17 protein-coding genes are annotated in these 16,935 nt (G+C 63.7%); 16 read left to right on the plus strand and 1 reads right to left on the minus strand.

The genetic code is table 11. The annotated features are described in order from the left end of the window. Positions 1 to 258 precede the first annotated feature (258 nt). Genes Q0K06_RS11785 through Q0K06_RS11800 form a run of 4 tightly spaced genes read left to right on the plus strand, consistent with a single transcriptional unit; the run spans position 259 to position 4,013 of the window. Positions 259 to 1,668, plus strand: a complete 1,410-nt coding sequence (locus Q0K06_RS11785; protein WP_294552738.1) for a HAMP domain-containing sensor histidine kinase — start codon at positions 259 to 261, stop codon at positions 1,666 to 1,668. 35 nt (positions 1,669 to 1,703) lie between these two features. Continuing rightward, entirely contained in the window at positions 1,704 to 2,984 is a 1,281-nt protein-coding gene (locus tag Q0K06_RS11790; protein WP_294552741.1) for a trypsin-like peptidase domain-containing protein, read from the plus strand. Positions 2,985 to 3,006: 22 nt separating this feature from the next. Continuing rightward, a complete protein-coding gene (locus Q0K06_RS11795; RefSeq protein WP_294552743.1) occupies positions 3,007 to 3,807 on the plus strand; it encodes a YlmH/Sll1252 family protein in 801 nt (266 codons plus the stop codon). Then, positions 3,807 to 4,013 (plus strand): DUF896 domain-containing protein, encoded by a 207-nt coding sequence (locus Q0K06_RS11800; RefSeq protein ID WP_294552746.1) that lies wholly within the window; start codon positions 3,807 to 3,809, stop codon positions 4,011 to 4,013. The genes Q0K06_RS11795 and Q0K06_RS11800 overlap by 1 nt, the downstream gene beginning before the upstream one ends. 45 nt (positions 4,014 to 4,058) lie before the next feature. On the opposite strand, the gene Q0K06_RS11805 is transcribed toward Q0K06_RS11800, so the two are convergent. After that, the gene (locus tag Q0K06_RS11805) at positions 4,059 to 5,717 is read right to left on the minus strand and encodes a ribonuclease J (protein ID WP_294552747.1); all 1,659 of its coding nucleotides are present in this window, start codon (positions 5,715 to 5,717) and stop codon (positions 4,059 to 4,061) included. 476 nt (positions 5,718 to 6,193) lie between these two features. Here Q0K06_RS11805 and Q0K06_RS11810 point away from each other — a divergent pair, with 476 nt between their 5' ends. The 12 genes from Q0K06_RS11810 to Q0K06_RS11865 form a co-directional block, all read left to right on the plus strand. Then, on the plus strand, positions 6,194 to 6,412 hold the full coding sequence (locus Q0K06_RS11810) for a DUF1653 domain-containing protein (protein ID WP_294552751.1): 219 nt from the start codon (positions 6,194 to 6,196) through the stop codon (positions 6,410 to 6,412). 2 nt (positions 6,413 to 6,414) lie between these two features. Next, positions 6,415 to 6,747 carry an ArsC/Spx/MgsR family protein gene (locus Q0K06_RS11815; protein ID WP_294518719.1) on the plus strand — a complete coding sequence of 111 codons (333 nt, stop codon included), beginning with the start codon at positions 6,415 to 6,417 and terminating at the stop codon, positions 6,745 to 6,747. A 187-nt stretch (positions 6,748 to 6,934) separates the two neighbouring features. Continuing rightward, positions 6,935 to 7,369 (plus strand): MarR family transcriptional regulator, encoded by a 435-nt coding sequence (locus Q0K06_RS11820; RefSeq protein WP_294552755.1) that lies wholly within the window; start codon positions 6,935 to 6,937, stop codon positions 7,367 to 7,369. A gap of 103 nt (positions 7,370 to 7,472) precedes the next feature. After that, positions 7,473 to 8,609 (plus strand): putative glycoside hydrolase, encoded by a 1,137-nt coding sequence (locus tag Q0K06_RS11825; RefSeq protein WP_294552758.1) that lies wholly within the window; start codon positions 7,473 to 7,475, stop codon positions 8,607 to 8,609. Positions 8,610 to 8,869: 260 nt separating this feature from the next. After that, the gene (locus Q0K06_RS11830; protein ID WP_294552760.1) at positions 8,870 to 9,184 is read left to right on the plus strand and encodes a hypothetical protein; all 315 of its coding nucleotides are present in this window, start codon (positions 8,870 to 8,872) and stop codon (positions 9,182 to 9,184) included. 1 nt (position 9,185) lies between these two features. Continuing rightward, on the plus strand, positions 9,186 to 11,168 hold the full coding sequence (locus tag Q0K06_RS11835) for a V-type ATP synthase subunit I (RefSeq protein ID WP_294552762.1): 1,983 nt from the start codon (positions 9,186 to 9,188) through the stop codon (positions 11,166 to 11,168). Between the two features lies 1 nt (position 11,169). Then, complete coding sequence (locus Q0K06_RS11840; RefSeq protein ID WP_294552765.1) at positions 11,170 to 11,670, plus strand: V-type ATP synthase subunit K; 501 nt, start codon at positions 11,170 to 11,172, stop codon at positions 11,668 to 11,670. Between the two features lie 18 nt (positions 11,671 to 11,688). Then, positions 11,689 to 12,375, plus strand: a complete 687-nt coding sequence (locus tag Q0K06_RS11845) for a V-type ATP synthase subunit E (RefSeq protein ID WP_294552767.1) — start codon at positions 11,689 to 11,691, stop codon at positions 12,373 to 12,375. A gap of 49 nt (positions 12,376 to 12,424) precedes the next feature. Next, entirely contained in the window at positions 12,425 to 13,420 is a 996-nt protein-coding gene (locus Q0K06_RS11850) for a V-type ATPase subunit (RefSeq protein WP_294552769.1), read from the plus strand. Beyond that, the gene (locus Q0K06_RS11855) at positions 13,413 to 13,727 is read left to right on the plus strand and encodes a V-type ATP synthase subunit F (RefSeq protein WP_294552771.1); all 315 of its coding nucleotides are present in this window, start codon (positions 13,413 to 13,415) and stop codon (positions 13,725 to 13,727) included. The genes Q0K06_RS11850 and Q0K06_RS11855 overlap by 8 nt, the downstream gene beginning before the upstream one ends. Before the next feature lie 213 nt (positions 13,728 to 13,940). Then, the gene (locus tag Q0K06_RS11860) at positions 13,941 to 15,716 is read left to right on the plus strand and encodes a V-type ATP synthase subunit A (RefSeq protein ID WP_294552773.1); all 1,776 of its coding nucleotides are present in this window, start codon (positions 13,941 to 13,943) and stop codon (positions 15,714 to 15,716) included. Beyond that, the coding region (locus Q0K06_RS11865; RefSeq protein WP_294552775.1) for a V-type ATP synthase subunit B at positions 15,713 to 16,935 on the plus strand (1,223 nt) is incomplete at its 3' end. The genes Q0K06_RS11860 and Q0K06_RS11865, both read left to right, overlap by 4 nt.

Genomic DNA, 16,935 nt, shown 5'->3' on the forward strand with positions numbered 1-16,935 from the left:
GAGCAGATGAAAAAGTACGGGGCCCCCGCGGAAAGGGAGTTCCGCGGGGCCGTCAGCGACCAGTGGAGCCTGAAAACAGTATGGGGCGTGGGCTATAAGTTCGAGGTTGTGAACAGCTGAAGCCCCGGCTGACGCCCCTGCCCGAAGAAACCATAGGGCCGCATCGGACCAGATACGGCCCTGCGGCAGTGCGCCGTCAGGAAGGAGGAGAACGGTACGAAGAGCCTGTATAAACGCCAGTTTGTCATGATGGCCGGGATGATTCTCATCTCCTTTGCCCTGCTGGGCACGGCATTCATCGCACTTTCCTATCAGTACACGGTCCAGGAAAAACAGGATACCATGGAGAAAAACGCGGCCTATATTGCGGAATTCACCGGGTCCTACCTGTCGGAATCCCGTTATTCCACCACTATCTACGACTCCGCCTACCGGCAGTACACCTCCAACCTGGCTCAGCTGGCCGACGCCTACGTGATTCTCTGCGAGACCGCGCCGGACCGGATCGGCCAGATCGTCTACTCCTCGGACGGTCAGACGGAGGGGGCCTTCATCGGCCAGACCCTGTCCGCCGATATGGTCAGCCAGGCGGTGAAGGACGGAGCTTACGGCGCGATGACCACTCTGGACGGCCTGTTTGGGGAGAAACGGTTTGTGGCCGGGTGCCCCATCTATAAGATTGGCCTGCTGGGTCAGAGCGTCCAGACCGGTATGGTCTTTGTGGCGGCGGAGACGGAGAATATCACCGAGATGTGGCGGGCCTTTGCCCAGATTTTCTTTTTCACCGCCATTGTTGTGCTGTGTATTGCCTTTATCACCACCTCGGTCACCTCGCTGAGGCAGACCAAGCCCCTCAAGGAGATGGCGGAGGCGGCCCGGAAGTTCGGCCACGGGGAGTTTGACACCCGGGTGGAGGTGGGCAGCCGCCAGGACGAGGTGGGAGAGCTGGCCGAGGCGTTCAACGCCATGGCGGAGTCCCTGGCCAAGTCGGAGGCCAAGCGCAGCGAGTTTGTGGCCAACGTGTCCCACGAGCTGAAGACCCCCATGACCACCATCGCCGGCTTTGCCGATGGCATTCTGGACGGCACCATCCCGCCGGAGAAGGAGCAGGACGCCCTGCGCACCATCTCCTCCGAGACCCGCCGGCTCTCCCGGCTGGTTCGGCGGATGCTGGATCTGAGCCGCCTCCAGTCGGCGGAGAACGTGACCGCCCAGGAGCAGTTCGACATCTCCGAGCTGATGGTCCGGGTACTGCTGAGTCTGGAGACAAAAATTAACCAGTCCGGCCTGGATGTGGACACCAATCTGCCCGAGGAACCGGTCATGGTGTGGGGCGACCCGGACGCCATCACCCAGGTGTGCTACAACCTGCTGGACAATGCCATCAAATTCTCCCAGGAGAAGGGGATTATCACCATCTCCATCACCACCAGGGGCGGCAAGGCCCATGTGTCGGTGCGCAATGTAGGGGACACCATTCCCGCCGAGGAGCTGCCCCTGCTCTTCGACCGCTTTCACAAGAGCGACAAGTCCCGCAGTGAAGACCGGGACGGCGTGGGCCTGGGGCTGTACATCGTCAAGACCATTCTCAACAACCACAAGGAAAACATTACCGTCACCAGCGAAAACGGCGTGACGGAGTTCACCTTTACGCTGACGCTGGCGTGAGGGGAGCGGATTGAAACCATCCAGGGAGGACAGCCATGCGCACCGATTACTATACCACTGCCCCCGCCGGCGGCCCGGGACGGACCGGCACACCCCGCTATACGGTCATTCCCTTTGAGGCGCCTCCGCCGCCGGAGGAGAAAAAGCGCCGGGGGAGCCGGAAAGCACCCTGGATCTTTGCCGTTTTTCTGGTGCTCATTGTAGCGCTGACCACCCTGACCCTGGCTCTGAGCTGGATGCTTGGTCAGGGCGGGGAGAGCGCGGCGGGGGAGAGCGGCGGCAACTACTACACCACCATCCCCATCCCCGTCCCCAGCGCCACCGCATCAGGCGGCGTCACCGACCTGGAGCGGGCCCCGACCGGCACCGGCGTCACTCTGGCTGTGGCCGGCCTGCCCGACGAGATTTTGAGCTATCAGGAGATCTACGACCGGAACATCGCCGCCATTGCCAGCATCCGTGCCTACCAGACCGGCGGCGGCGCCACCGGCACCGGCGTGGTCATGACGGCGGACGGGTACATCATCACCAACTACCATGTGATCCAGGGCTCCTATGAGGTGGAGGTAGTGCTCTTTGACGACACCGTCCACCGGGCCCTGCTGGTGGGGGGCGACCAGACCAACGATCTGGCTGTGCTGAAGATTGACGCCCAAAACCTGACGCCCGCCCAGTTCGGCAACTCTGACCTGCTCCAGGTGGGAGAGCCGGCTCTGGCCATCGGCAACCCCCTGGGGGAGGAGCTGCGGGGCACCATGACCGACGGCATTATCTCCGCCATCAGCCGGGACGTGAATGTGGACGGCAACACCATGACCCTCATCCAGACCACCGCCGCCCTCAACTCGGGCAACTCGGGCGGCGCCCTGCTCAATGACCGGGGCCAGGTGGTGGGCATTACCAACATGAAGATGACCAGCTATTCCGGCTCGGTGGAGGGGCTGGGCTTCGCCATCCCTACCAATACCGTCAAGTCCATTGTGGATGAGCTCATCGCCTACGGCCATGTCCGGGGCTATCCCACCCTGGGTATCCTGGGCTCCACCATGGACGCCCAGCGGGCGGCTGCCAGCGGCCTGGTGGAGGGCGTATACGTCCAGAGCGTCACCGCCGGTTCGGACGCGGAGAAGCAGGGCATGCGCTCCGGGGACGTGATCACGGAGTGCAACGGCCGGGCCGTCACCTCCGTAGATGATATCAACGCCATCAAGGAGGGCTTTCAGGCCGGGGATGTGCTCACTTTCCGGGTGTACCGGAACGGGGAGTACCTGGACCTGGAGGTCCGGCTGGTGGAGCGGTACCAGCTGGACCAGTAGAATTCCCTTATCGGGAGGAACCATGAACAAAACAGAACTTCTGACCCGGCTTGCACGGGACGGGGAGGAGCGGATGCTCCTGGCCCGGACCATGGACAAGCTGGAGCTGGCCGGGCGGCGGAACATCCCCGCCCACACGGCCTTTTTGTCCCCCCAGGAGCGCGCGTCGGTGGAGACCCTCATCAACGCCGGCGGCCGCCCGCCCCATCTGTTCTACGGGGGCTTTGAGGGGGCTGAGCGGACCATCTGCGTCTTTCTCCCCGACTGGCAGGAGCCGGAGGAGTGGCTGGCCGACGGGGAGAACTGCCCCATCTCCGCCCTGCGGTGCACCTTCCCGGAGGACGCAGGCCTGACCCACCGGGACTTCCTGGGCTCTATTCTGGGCCTGGGGCTGGACCGGGAAAAGGTGGGGGACCTGCTGGTGTCCCCGGGGGTGTGCGACGTGCTGCTGCTCCGGGAGATGGAGGACTTTCTCCTGCTCCACCTGGAGAGCGCCGGGCGCACCCGGCTCAAGGTGGCGCCGGTGGCCCTGTCCGCGCTGACGCCCCCCAAGGTGGAGGTCAAGCTCATCCGCGACACGGTGGCCACCCTGCGGCTGGATGCAGTGGCAGCCTCCGCGTTTTCCCTGCCCCGGTCCAAGGCGGCGGATCTCATCTCCTCCGGCCGGGTGCAGCTCAACCACCGCGAGTGTACCAAACCGGACCGGACTGTGGCCCAGGGGGATGTGATCTCCTGCCGGGGGATGGGAAAGGCTGCGGTAAAGACCGTGGGCGTAGTATCCAAAAAGGGCCGAATTATAATAGAAGTGGAGCGATATCTCTGATGGAACAGGAAAAGATTGACCGCATCAATGAGCTGGCCAGAAAGGCCAAGGCCCCTGAGGGGCTGACTCCCGAGGAGGAGACCGAGCGGGCCGCCCTGCGGAAGGAGTACGTGGCCTCCGTCCGGGCCAGCCTGACGGCCCAGCTGGAGAACACTTATATCGTGGAGCCCGACGGCACCAAGCACAAACTGCCCAAAAAGAAATAAAAAAGGCGTCTGTCCGGAGGACAGACGCCTTTTTCGCAGATTGTATCACACGTCCATGATGACAGGCAGGATCATGGGGTTGCGCTTGGTCTTTTTGTAGAGGAAGGCGGAAAGGTCGTTCTTAATCTGGGTCTTGATGGCGGACCAGTCCTTAAGCCGCTGGTCCTGGCACTCGTTGATGGCTTCCATGGCCACCCGCTTGAGCTCCTCCATCAGGCCCTCGGACTCCTTGACGTACACAAAGCCCCGGGTAATGATGTCCGGGCCGGAGAGCAGGCCGCCGTCCTCGGCGGACATGGTGGCCACCACCACAATCATGCCGTCCTCGGCCAGGTGCTTCCGGTCCCGCAGGACTACGGCACCCACATCGCCCACGCCGTACCCGTCCACAAACACCCGCCCGGCGGGCACGGTGCCGTTGATGCGGGCGCTGGTGCGGGTGAACTCCATCACCTTGCCGATGTCGCTGATGAGGATGTTGTTGGGGTCCATGCCCATCTCCCGGGCCAGCTTGGCGTGAGTCTGGAGCATCCGCTGCTCGCCGTGGACAGGGACAAAGAACTTGGGCTTGACCAGGGCGTGGATAATTTTCAGGTCGCCCTGACAGGCGTGGCCGGAGACGTGGAGGGGGGCCTCACGCTCGTTGACCACCTCGGCGCCCTTGCGGTAGAGCTCGTTGATAACGCTGCCGATGGCATTCTCGTTGCCGGGAATGGCGGAGGCCGAGATAATCACCCGGTCGCCGGCCTGAATGTCCACCTGCTTGTGGGTGGAGAAGGCCATGCGGGTCAGGGCGGACATGGTCTCGCCCTGACTGCCGGTGGTGATGATGCACACCTTGTTCTTGGGCAGGCTCTTGAGGTGGTTCACGTCCACCAGCACCCCGGCGGGGATGTTCATGTACCCCAGCTCGGTGGAGACCTTGATGGCGTTCTCCATACTGCGGCCGGTGACGGCCACCTTTCGGCCGTATTTGGCGGCCACCGAGATGATCTGCTGCATCCGGTCCACGTTGGAGGCGAAGGTGGTGACGATAATCCGCTCCTCACAGCCCCGGAACAGGGCGTCAAAGGAGGCTCCCACGCTCCGCTCGCTCTTGGTGAAGCCGGGGCGCTCCACGTTGGTGGAGTCGGCCAGCAGGGCCAGAACCCCCTCCTTGCCCAGCTGACCCAGACGGGTCAGGTCGATCATGCCGCCGGACACAGGGGTGGGGTCGATTTTGAAGTCGCCGGTGTGGACGCACACGCCCACCGGGCACTTGATGGCAAAGCCGCAGGCGTCGGCAATGGAGTGGTTCACATGGATAAACTCCACCGAAAATTTGCCTGCCTTTACCGTCTCCCCCGCCTCGCAGGTGATGAGCTTGGTCTTGTCCAGCAGGCGGTGTTCCTCCAGCTTCAGCTTTACCAGCCCGGCGGTCATCCGGGTGGCGTAGATGGGGGCCTGCACGTCCCGCAGCAGGTAGGGGATGGAGCCGATGTGATCCTCGTGGCCGTGGGTCAGGAAGATGCCCCGGATCTTGTCCTTGTTCTTGATGAGATAGGAGAAGTCGGGGATGACCACGTCAATGCCGTACATGTCGTCGTCAGGGAAGCCCATGCCCACGTCGATGACGATAATATCCCCGCCGTACTCATAGACGGTGACGTTCTTGCCGATCTCGTTCAAACCGCCCAGGGAAATGATTTTCAGTTTTTCTGCCATATAAGTTGATTGCACTCCTTAATCTGTGTTGGATTCAAAGGTTGGATGGGATGTAACCGACACATGAGCGCACCAAAACAAGGCGATTCCGCCCGCTCTTTCCGGCCCTGCCTCGTCGGAAAAAGGGACGGCCATTCGCCGCCGGTGCCGTATATCCGTGTCTTTGCCTTATCTCAGGTGCGCGCAGCGCACATAAAGCCCAAAATGGCATACGCTCAACCCCGCAGGGGAGCATCCTATGAGTTAGTATACCACATAGAGGGGGAAAAGTATACACAAACTTTTCGTCCCCCTTCGCCGGGCAGTTCTGCATACCTTTATATAAAATATGTCCGCCTGGGGCGTGCACAGCCGCTGGGAGAGGACAGGGACGGCCGGTCCCGGGGAATTTCCAAAAGGGACTTTCTTTTTCGGCAAAAATCAAGTATTCTGTTTTCAGCAACCCCGGGCCTGTCCCGGAGAGAGGAGACGGCGCCATGGAAGAGATTAGGCCGGGCCGTTACCGGCATTTCAAAGGCGGGGAGTACCGGGTACTCTTTACCGCCCGCCACTCGGAGACAGAGGAGCAGATGGTAGTTTACCAGCCCCTGTACGGGCAGGGCGGCGTGTGGGTGCGCCCGGCGGCCATGTGGAGCGAACACGTGGAGCGGGACGGGTACTCCGGCCCCAGATTTGTATACATCGGAGGGGAATAAGCATGAACATCCAGATTTTTGGAAAATCCAAGTGTTTCGATACCAAAAAGGCGGAGCGGTACTTCAAGGAGCGGCGGATCAAGTTCCAGGCGGTGGACCTGGTGAAGTTCGGTATGAGCCGGGGAGAGCTCCAGAGCGTGAAAAACGCGGTAGGCCTGGAGAACCTGGTGGACTGGGACAACCCGGACGCGGCCATTCTCCGCTACCTGGCGGGGGAGGGGGACAAGCTGGAAAAGCTGCTGGACAACCCCCGCCTCATCCGCACCCCTGTGGTGCGCAACGGCCGCCAGGCCACCGTGGGCTACTGTCCCGACGTCTGGAAAGATTGGACTTGAGTGGGAAACAGTAGGTACTTTTTTGCCGTTTCAGGGGGAAATCTTTAAGAAATGTGACATATGTGTAAACAAACGATGAACCTTTTTTCGTGTTCATTGACAAAGCGGAAGCGCAGGGGTATGCTTTTTTCGTGCGCGAAGTGAAGTATCCGGCGGGAGGTCCGCCGGAAGAAAGGAATGGACGCGGATGAAGGAATCTAATGATATTTTAATGAGCTACCTGCGGGTAACGCAGCATATGTCCCAGCACTTCCGCAGCCATTTTGGCCGCCTGAACCTGACCTTTCCCCAGGCACTGGTGCTGACTGTGCTGGGAGAGGACGGACCCATGCCCATCAGTGCCCTGGCCGAGCGGACCGGCAGCGCCAACTCCACCGTCTCTGGCATTGTGGACCGGCTGGAAAAGCTGGGGCTGGCCCGCCGGGAGCGGTCAGAGACTGATCGCCGGGTGATCTATGTCACCGCCACAGAGAAGTATCAGGACCTGCGGCAGAAGGCCAAAACCGACGTGTCGGGCTATTTTGCCGCGCTGCTCAACACCATGGAGCCCCAGGACAGGGAGATGGTCCTCACCGCGCTGGAGAAGCTGGACCAGGCCCTGACCAAGTGCGGAGAGGGATGACCAAAAGGGGATGCTTTTTTTCCCGGCTTGTGATATGATACCTGCACACGGGGTATTATGGAACCGGCAGAACTGAGCTGACCGGGAAAGGACGGACATTTCCATGAGAAGAAGGAATCACTACGGATACGGGGCCTACCGGGGAAAGTCCAAGCTCCGTACCTTTTTGAAGTTTATCATCGCTGTGCTGGCTGTGGTGCTGGTGCTGCTGGTGGCGGCCTTTTTCTTCCTGCAGCGGTACATGGTGGTCTCCTCCACCGGGGGGATCTACTTTGATCTGCCCTTCCTGAACCGGGAGGAGGAATCTCCGCTCCCCAGCGAGAGCGGGGAAGCGCCGTCCATTGTGGTGGTCTCGCCCACGCCGGAGCTCACCCCCACCCCCACGCCGGAGCCCGACCCGGTGTACACCCGGGCGGTGGCCCTGCCGGACAGCCTGATTTCCGGCGGCGGAGTGCAGAACCTGTATACCGCCGGCGGCGAGGCGCTGGCAGCCTATACCGGCGGACATGACGCCGCTCCCATCCTTACCATGAAGGGAATTGACGGCCTGCTGGGGTACGCCTCCAGCCAGACGACAGCCCAGACGGTGGGTTCCTCCTCGGGGGACGCCGCCCGCAACGGAGAACTGGCTACCCTGTGCTCCGCCATGGACACGGCGGCTTATGTCTCCTGCTTCCGGGACAACACCGCCCCCTACCAGAACAACCGGCTGGCCCTGCGCACCAGCATCGGCAACTGGCGGGGACCGGGGGAGATCCGCTGGATGACCCCGGAGAACAGCGACGTGCGGGACTACCTGGCGGGAGTGTGCGGCGAACTGGCCCAGCTGGGCTTTGACGAGATCATCCTGGACTACGCCGCCTTCCCCACCGAAGGCGACCTGTCCCTTATCCTCACCGGGGACCGGTACAACCCGGATACCTTCAGCCAGACGGTGGACGCCTTCTACCAGCAGGTGCGCCAGGCCATCGGAACCGGGACGGACGCGCCGCTGCTGTCCATCGTCACCGACAAGACCACGCTGGCGCAGGGAAGCAACTCCCTCAGCGGGCAGACGCTGTCCGGCCTGTGCGCCGCGGCGGACCGGCTCTATGTAAAGCTGGACGGCGGCGACCCGGCGGACTACTATCCCGCCCTGCGGGATGCAGGCATGGAAAATCCGGAGGAGGATCTGGTGGTCATTCTGGATCAGGCTCCCGCCGGGGACCTGCCATACAGCTGGGCGGTACTTCCTGAATAAAAAATAAATATTTACACAAAGATGTGGGACACAGCGATGCCCCACATCTTTTTTGTTAGGGAAAATTTGGATGGCAAATGGGGCGAAATATCTGCTTGGTTGCATAAAATGTTGAAAAAGATAACATAATATCTAAAATGTTACTGTACAAAACAGGGATTTCGGGCAAAAATGCTTGCAATCTATTGCGGACTCGTCTATTATTCTATATAAGTGGGAGAATTTAATTTGAATATCCCATACTGGAAGGCGGTGAAATCATGTCCCTGGAAGCGATGAAAAAGATCACAGAGGCAGAGCAGGATACCCAGTCCCGCCGGGCGGGTGCGGCCGCTGAGGCCAAGAAACTGGTATCCGACGCGGAGAAGGCAGGGCAGGCGCTGATTGAGCAGGCCGCCGCCCAGGCGGAGGCCCAAGCCAAGGAGGCCATGGCCCAGGCGGAGGCCCGCGCAGCCCGCCGCACCGAAGAGATCCTGGCCCAGCAGCGGGAGGCGTGCAGCGCCCTGCAGGCCAAAGCCCGCGCCCGCCTGCCTGCGGCGGTGGAGCTGATAGTGGGAAGGGTTGTGAGCGTCTGATATGGCTATCACGAAAATGAAACGGCTGCGGCTGGCGGGGGTGAAATCCCAGCAGGAGGAGCTTCTCCGGCGGCTGCAGCATCTGGGGTGCGTGGAGGTGGACCCTCTGGAGCCCCAGCCGGACGATCCGGACTGGGCGGGTCTGACCCACCCGGATGAAGAGGCGCTGGCCCAGGCCAGGCAGGACCGGGCCAGCGCGGAAAACGCCCTGCATATTCTGAAAAAGTACGCGCCCAAGGCCAAGCGGGGGCTGCTCTCCCCACGACCGGAGGTGACGGAGGGAGAGTTCTTTGCCGACGGGCCCTACCGGGCGGCCCTGGCGGATGCGGCCGCCCTGGCGGATCTGGAGCGGCAGACGGCGGCCCTGGCCTCGGAGCAGAGCAAGATCCAGGCCCAGCGGGACACCCTGCGTCCCTGGCTGGAGCTGGACCTCCCCCTGGACACCCCCTCCACCCCCCAGACGGCGGTGGTCTTCGGCATGGTGCCGGAGAAGGCGGGGCTGGAGGTGGCCCGGGCCGCCCTGGGGGAGGCGACCGACCTCTTTGAGCTTATCCCCGCGGGGCAGACGGGGGATCTGTGGCACGTGGTGCTGGTGTGCCACGCCAGCGCCCTCTCCGCCTGCGAGGAGGCCCTGCGGCCCCTGGGCTTCAGCCGCGCCTCCCTCCAGGGATGGAAGGGGACGGCCCGGGAGAACGACGCCCGCCTGGCCGGGGAGCTGGCGGAACTGGAGAGCCGGCGCAGGGAGCTGACGGAGCGGATGGCGGGCTATGGTCCCCGCCTGGCCGCCCTGGAGCAGTGCGTGGACCGGGCGGAGCACGAGATTGCCCGGGAGGAGGCCCGCTGCCGCCTGCTGGATTCGGACGCGGCCTTCTTCCTGGAGGGCTGGGCCCCGGCGGAGGCCATGGGAAAGCTGGAACAGGAGCTGTCCAGGTTTGTCTGCGCCTGGGAGAGCCAGGACCCGGCGCCGGAGGAGTACCCCGACGTGCCGGTGAAGCTGAAGAGCAACCTGTTTACCGAGCCTATGACCACCATCACCGAGATGTACGCCCTGCCCGCCTACGACGGGGTGGATCCCAACCCGCTGATGCTGCCTTTTTACGTGTTCTTCTTCGGCTTTATGTTTGCCGACCTGGCCTACGGCACCATTCTGGCCCTGGCATGTATTGTCATCCAGGTTAGGACCAAGCCCAAAGGCGGCTTTGGCCAGCTGGTGCGGCTGATGATCATGTGCGGCATTGCCTCGGCGGTCATCGGCTTTTTCACCGGCGGCTTTTTCTCCGATTTCCTGGCCCGGTTCACCGGGATGCTGGGGCTCCCCACCCCCCAGATCCCCTTCCTCACAGTCCACCCTCTGCTGGACGTGATGAACGACCCCATGACCGCCCTGATCTTCTCCCTGGCGGTGGGCTTTGTGCAGATTATGGTGGGCATGATTGTGAAGTTCTGGATGCTCTGCCGGGAGGGCCAGGTGTGGGACGCCGTCTGGGATATCGGCACCTGGTGGGTGATCTTCCTGGGCATCGCCCTGCTGGCCCTGAACATGACGGGCGTCTCCCAGGTCGGCAGCGTTGGAGGTTACCCGGTGGTGCTTATCCTGGGGTGCCTGATGCTCCTGGCCCAGGGGCGCAACGGCAAGGGCTTCGGCCGGGTCACCGCCATTGTGGGGGCGGTGTACAACGGCGTCACCGGCTACTTCGGGGACGTGCTGTCCTACTCCCGGCTGATGGTGATGATGCTGGCCGGCTCGGTTATTGGACAGGTGTTCAACATCCTGGGCGCCATGCCGGGGAACGTGGTGTTTTTCTTCATCGTGTTCCTTATCGGCCACGCCTTCAATATGGCCATCAACGTCATCGGCACCTATGTTCATACGTCCCGCCTGCAGTATCTGGAATTCTTCAAGCAGTTCTACAAGGAGGGCGGGCGGCCCTGGCGGCCGCTTTGCCTGAACCCGCAATATGTGGATATTAAGGAGGAAAATTGACATGTTCAGCGAGCTCATTACTCAGTACGGGGGAGCCTTCTTCGGCTTCCTGGGCGCCGGCCTGGCTGCCGGCCTGGCCTGCGTCGGCTCCGCCAAGGGCACCGGAATCGCCGGTGAGGCGGGCGCCGGCCTGCTGTGCGAGGACCCCTCCCAGTTCTCCAAGGTTCTGATCCTCCAGGTCATCCCCGGCACCCAGGGCCTGTACGGCCTGGTCATCGCCTTCATCGCCCTGATGCAGATGAACGTCTTTGGCGGGGACATTACCGCCATCACCACCGTGGGCGGCCTGCGGGTGCTGGCTGCCTGCCTGCCCATGGCGCTGGGCGGCCTGCTGTCCGCCATCGCCCAGGGCCGGGTGGCTGCCGCCTCCATCAACATCGTCTCCAAGTCCCCCAACGACTGGTCCAAGGGCATGATCCTGTGCATCATCGTGGAGTTCTACGCCATCCTCTCTCTGCTGATCTCCTTCCTGATGCTCCTCAACTGCAACCCCCTGGGCTGAGAAAGCGGAGCGGCGCATATGGACGGAATTGAGAAAATCACCGGGCGCATCGAGGCAGACGCCCAGAAAGAGATCGACACCCTCCTGGCCGGCGCCAACAGCCGGGCGGAGGAGATCCGCGCCGCCGCCCAGGCCCAGGCCAAGCGGGAGAGCGAGGAGGCCAGGGTCCGGTGGGAGAAGGCCGCCGCCGAGCGGGAGAAGCGGCTGGAGAGCATGGCGGAGATGGAGTCCCGCAAGCTGATCCTCTCCGCCAAGCAGGAAGTGCTGGACGAGGCCTTTGCCATGGCGCTGGAAAAGCTGTGCACCCTCCCTGACGAGGAGTACATCGAGCTTCTCGCCGCCCTGGCCGTCAAGGCCGCCCGTACCGGCCGGGAGAAGGTCATCTTCTCCCAGAAGGACCGAAACCGGGTGGGCAAGGCCGTGGTCACCAGGGCCAACGACGCCCTGGCCCGCCAGGTGGCCCCCAGGCTTCCTGGCGACCTGACCGGCACCAAGGCGGGCGCCATCCTGGATAAGGTGGTCACCGGCGCCTCCGCCATCCTGGCGGGAACCGGCATGCTCACCCTGGCCGAGGAGACCCGGCCCATTCAGGGGGGCATTATCCTGTCGGACGGCGACGTGGAGACCAACTGTACCTTTGAGACTCTGGTCCGCCTCCAGCGGGAGAGCATGGCCGGCGAGGTGGCCCAGCTCCTCTTCGCCTGAGCCGAGGCGGGCCCCGGAAGCAAGCCCGCTGGAAAGGAGGAACCACAGCTTGCCAAAGATCAAAGACACGGATTACCTCTTTCTCTCCGCCCGGATCAAGGCCATGGAGCGGCGGCTGATCAGCCGGGAGCGGCTGGAGCGCATGCTGGAGGCCAGAACGCCGGAGGACGCGGCCAAGGTGCTCGCCGAGTGCGGCTGGCCGGAGCTGCCCAGGGTGGATCTGGAGTGCGTGGACCGGGCGCTCAAGCAGCACCGGGAGGCCACGCTGAAGGATCTGACCTCCTGCGCCCCCAATCCCCAGATCCTGGAGGTTTTTAAGGTCAAATATGATTACCACAACGTCAAGACCCTGCTGAAGGCGGCGGCCATGGGGGTGGAGCCGGAGCGGCTGCTCATCTCCGCCGGCCGGGTGCCGGCGCAGGCGCTGGCGGAGGCGCTGCGCACCGGGGATATGAGGGGGCTGCCCCCTGTGCTCCGGTCCGCCGCCGCCCAGGCCAAGGAGGTCCTGGGCGGTACCGGGGATCCCCAGCAGGCTGATCTGGTGCTGGACCGGGCCTGCTACGAGGATATGGCCGGAATTGCCGTAGAGACGGGGAGCGAATTCCTCATGGGCTACGTACGCATCAGCGTGGACGCGGCCAACCTGCGCAGCGCGGTGCGCACCCTGCGCATGGGCAAGGGGACGGACTTTTTGGAGAAGGTGCTCCTCCCCGGCGGCAGCGTAGAGACCGGCCGGATCCTCGCCGCCGCGGCGGGAGGGCAGCTGGAGGAGCTCTACCGGGCCACCCTGCTTCAGGACGCTGCGGCGGCCGGAAGCGCCGCCCTCTCCGGCGGGCGGCTGACCCGGTTTGAAAAGCTCTGCGATGACGCCGTCACCGCCTATCTGGCGGGGGCCAAGTACGTGGCCTTCGGCGAGGCCCCCCTCATCGGCTATCTGGCCGCCCGGGAGACCGAGCTGACCAACGTGCGGGTTATCCTCTCCGGCCGCCTGGCCGGGCTGGACGCGGATACCATCCGGGAAAGGCTGCGTGAGAGCTATGTCTAACTGGAAAATCGCCGTTCTGGGCGACCGGGAGAGCGTCATGGGCTTCAAGGCCCTGGGGCTGGAGGTCTGTCCCGCCGAGACTGTGGAGGAGGCTAAGGCCGCCCTCCACCGGCTGGCAAAGGAGAACTGCGCCGTGGTGTACCTCACTGAGCAGTACGCCGCCGAGATGGGTCCGGAGCTGGAGCGGTACAAGGACGAGCTGACCCCGGCCATTATCCTTATCCCCGGCAAGGACGGCAGCCTGGGCATCGGTATGGACAATATCAGAATCGCCGTGGAGCGGGCCGTGGGCGCCGACATTCTGTAAGAAGCGCCCGAGCCGCTGTGCCCGGCGGCACAGCCTCAGCGGCGCAACCGCTGCACGGTATGCAGTAGCGGCCTTTGGCCGACAGCCCCGGCGCGAGCCCAGCGGAAGCGGGTCGTGCCGGGAGGAGGAGGGGCGGCGGAGTGAGCGAACCCCGGCATTCATACCGGGGTAAAGGATACGCAGCTTGTCCCGACGAGAAAGAAGGTTGAAACATTGAGCGGAAAAATCGTCAAGGTCTCCGGCCCCCTGGTGGTAGCCTCGGGCCTGTCCGACGCCAATATGGCCGACGTGGTCCGGGTGGGCGAGCAGAAGCTCATCGGCGAAATCCTCAACATGAACGGGGATTCAGCTTCCATCCAGGTCTACGAGGAGACCTCCGGCCTGGGTCCCGGCGCTGTGGTGGAGACCACCGGCGCCCCGCTGTCCGTGGAGCTGGGCCCCGGCCTGATCGAGAACATTTACGACGGCATCCAGCGCCCCCTGGAGGAGATTATGAAAATCTCCGGGGCTACCATCCAGCGGGGCATGCAGGTGCCCGCACTGAGCCGGGAGAAAAAGTGGGACTTTACCCCCGCCGTTGAGGCCGGTGCCGCTGTGGCCGCCGGCGATGTCATCGGCACTGTCCAGGAGACCGCCGTGGTGCTCCACAAGATTATGGTCCCCGTGGGCCTGAAGGGCACCATTGAGTCCATCCAGGCCGGGGCCTTCACCGTGCTGGACACCGTGGCCGTCCTCCGGGACGAGAACGGCGGCCGGCATGAGCTGACCATGATGCAGAAGTGGCCCGTCCGCGTGGGACGCCCATACAGGCAGAAGCACGCCCCCACGGTGCCCCTGTGCTCCGGCCAGCGCATTATCGACACCATGTTCCCCATTGCCAAGGGCGGCACCGCCGCCGTCCCCGGCCCCTTCGGCTCGGGCAAGACCGTGGTGCAGCACCAGCTGGCCAAATGGGCCGACGTGGATATTGTGGTCTACATTGGCTGCGGCGAGCGGGGCAACGAGATGACCGACGTGCTGCGGGAGTTCCCCGAGCTGAAGGACCCCCGCACCGGCGAGAGCCTGATGAAGCGCACCGTGCTTATCGCTAACACCTCCGACATGCCCGTGGCCGCCCGTGAGGCCTCCATCTACACCGGCATCACCATCGCCGAGTACTTCCGGGACATGGGCTACGACGTGGCCGTTATCGCCGACTCCACCTCCCGCTGGGCTGAGGCCCTGCGCGAGATGTCCGGCCGTCTGGAGGAGATGCCCGGCGAGGAGGGATACCCCGCCTACCTGTCCAGCCGCCTGGCCCAGTTCTATGAGCGGGCCGGCAGCGTGTCCTGCATCTGCTCCGACGGGGATCGCCGGGGCAGCCTGACCGCCGTGGGCGCAGTGTCGCCCCCCGGCGGCGACCTGTCCGAGCCTGTCAGCCAGGCCACCATGCGCATCGTCAAGGTGTTCTGGGCTCTGGACTCCAGCCTGGCCTACAAGCGCCACTTCCCCGCCATCAACTGGCTCAATTCCCACTCCCTGTACCTGGATTCCCTGAAGCCCTGGTTTGACGAGCATTTGGGCAAGCGCTTCCTCATTGACCGGGACAAGGCCATGAGCCTGCTCCAGGAGGAGGCCAGCCTGAACGAGATCGTCCAGCTGGTGGGCAAGGACTCCCTGTCGCCCGCCGACCAGCTCACGCTGGAGACGGCCAAGATGGTCCGGGAGGACTTCCTCCAGCAGAATGCCTTCGTGGACGTGGACAGCTTCTCCGAGTACGACCGGCAGGAGAAGCTGCTGGCCATGATTCTCCGCTACGACAGCCTCTGCCGGAACGCCATCCTGCGGGGTGCGGACGTGCAGGCCCTCTTTGAGATCCCGTCCCGGGAGCGCATTGGCCGGGCAAAGAGCGTGGAGAGCGGCACATACCAGGCCGTCTACGCCGACATCGCCGCCCAGATGGAGCGGGAGATTGAGGCCGTGGCTGAGAGAGGGGAGGCGGAGGTATGATCCGCGAGTATAAAACCATACAGGAGATTAACGGCCCTCTGATGGTGGTGCGCAAGGTAGAGGGCGTCACCTATGACGAGCTGGGCGAGATCCAGCTGCCCAACGGGGACGTCCGCCGCTGCAAGGTGCTGGAAGTCAACGGCGACAATGCCGTGGTCCAGCTCTTTGAGTCCAGCGCCGGCATCAACCTGAAGGAGTCCCGCATCCGCTTCCTGGGCCACCCCCTGGAGCTGGCCGTATCCGGCGACATGCTGGGCCGGGTGTTCAACGGCATGGGCCGCCCCATTGACGGCGGCCCTGAGATTCTGCCCGAGGAGCGGCGGGACATCAACGGCCTGGCCATGAACCCCGCCGCCCGTGACTACCCCAACGAGTTCATCCAGACCGGCATCTCCACCATCGACGGCCTGAACACTCTGGTCCGGGGCCAAAAGCTGCCCATCTTCTCCGGCTCCGGCCTGCCCCACGCGGCCCTGGCCGCCCAGATTGCCCGCCAGGCCAAGGTGCTGGACGGCGCATCCAACTTCGCCGTGGTCTTTGCCGCCATCGGCATCACCTTCGAGGAGTCCAACTTCTTTGTGGAGGAGTTCCGCCGCACCGGCGCCATTGACCGCACCGTGCTCTTCACCAACCTGGCCAACGACCCCGCCGTCGAGCGCATTGCCACGCCCCGTATGGCCCTCACCGCCGCCGAGTACCTGGCCTTTGAGAAGGGCATGCACGTGCTGGTCATCCTCACCGACATCACCAACTATGCCGAGGCGCTCCGGGAGGTGTCCGCGGCCAAGAAGGAGGTTCCGGGCCGCCGCGGCTATCCCGGCTACCTGTACACCGACCTGGCCACCATGTACGAGCGGGCCGGCCGGCGCCTGGGCTGCCCCGGCTCCATCACCATGATCCCCATCCTCACCATGCCCGAGGACGACAAGACCCACCCCATCCCCGACCTGACCGGCTATATCACCGAGGGGCAGATCATCCTCTCCCGGGAGCTCTACCGCAAGGGCGTCATTCCCCCTGTGGACGTGCTGCCCTCCCTGAGCCGCCTGAAGGACAAGGGCATCGGCGCCGGCAAGACCCGGGAGGATCACTCCGGCACCATGAACCAGCTCTTTGCCGCCTACTCCACCGGCAAGGAGATGAAGGAGCTTATGTCCATCCTGGGCGAGAGCGCCCTTTCTCCCACCGACCTGCTGTACGCCAAGTTCGCCGACGAGTT

It is taken from the genome of uncultured Pseudoflavonifractor sp., from assembly GCF_944387805.1.
GTDB lineage: Bacteria > Bacillota > Clostridia > Oscillospirales > Oscillospiraceae > Pseudoflavonifractor.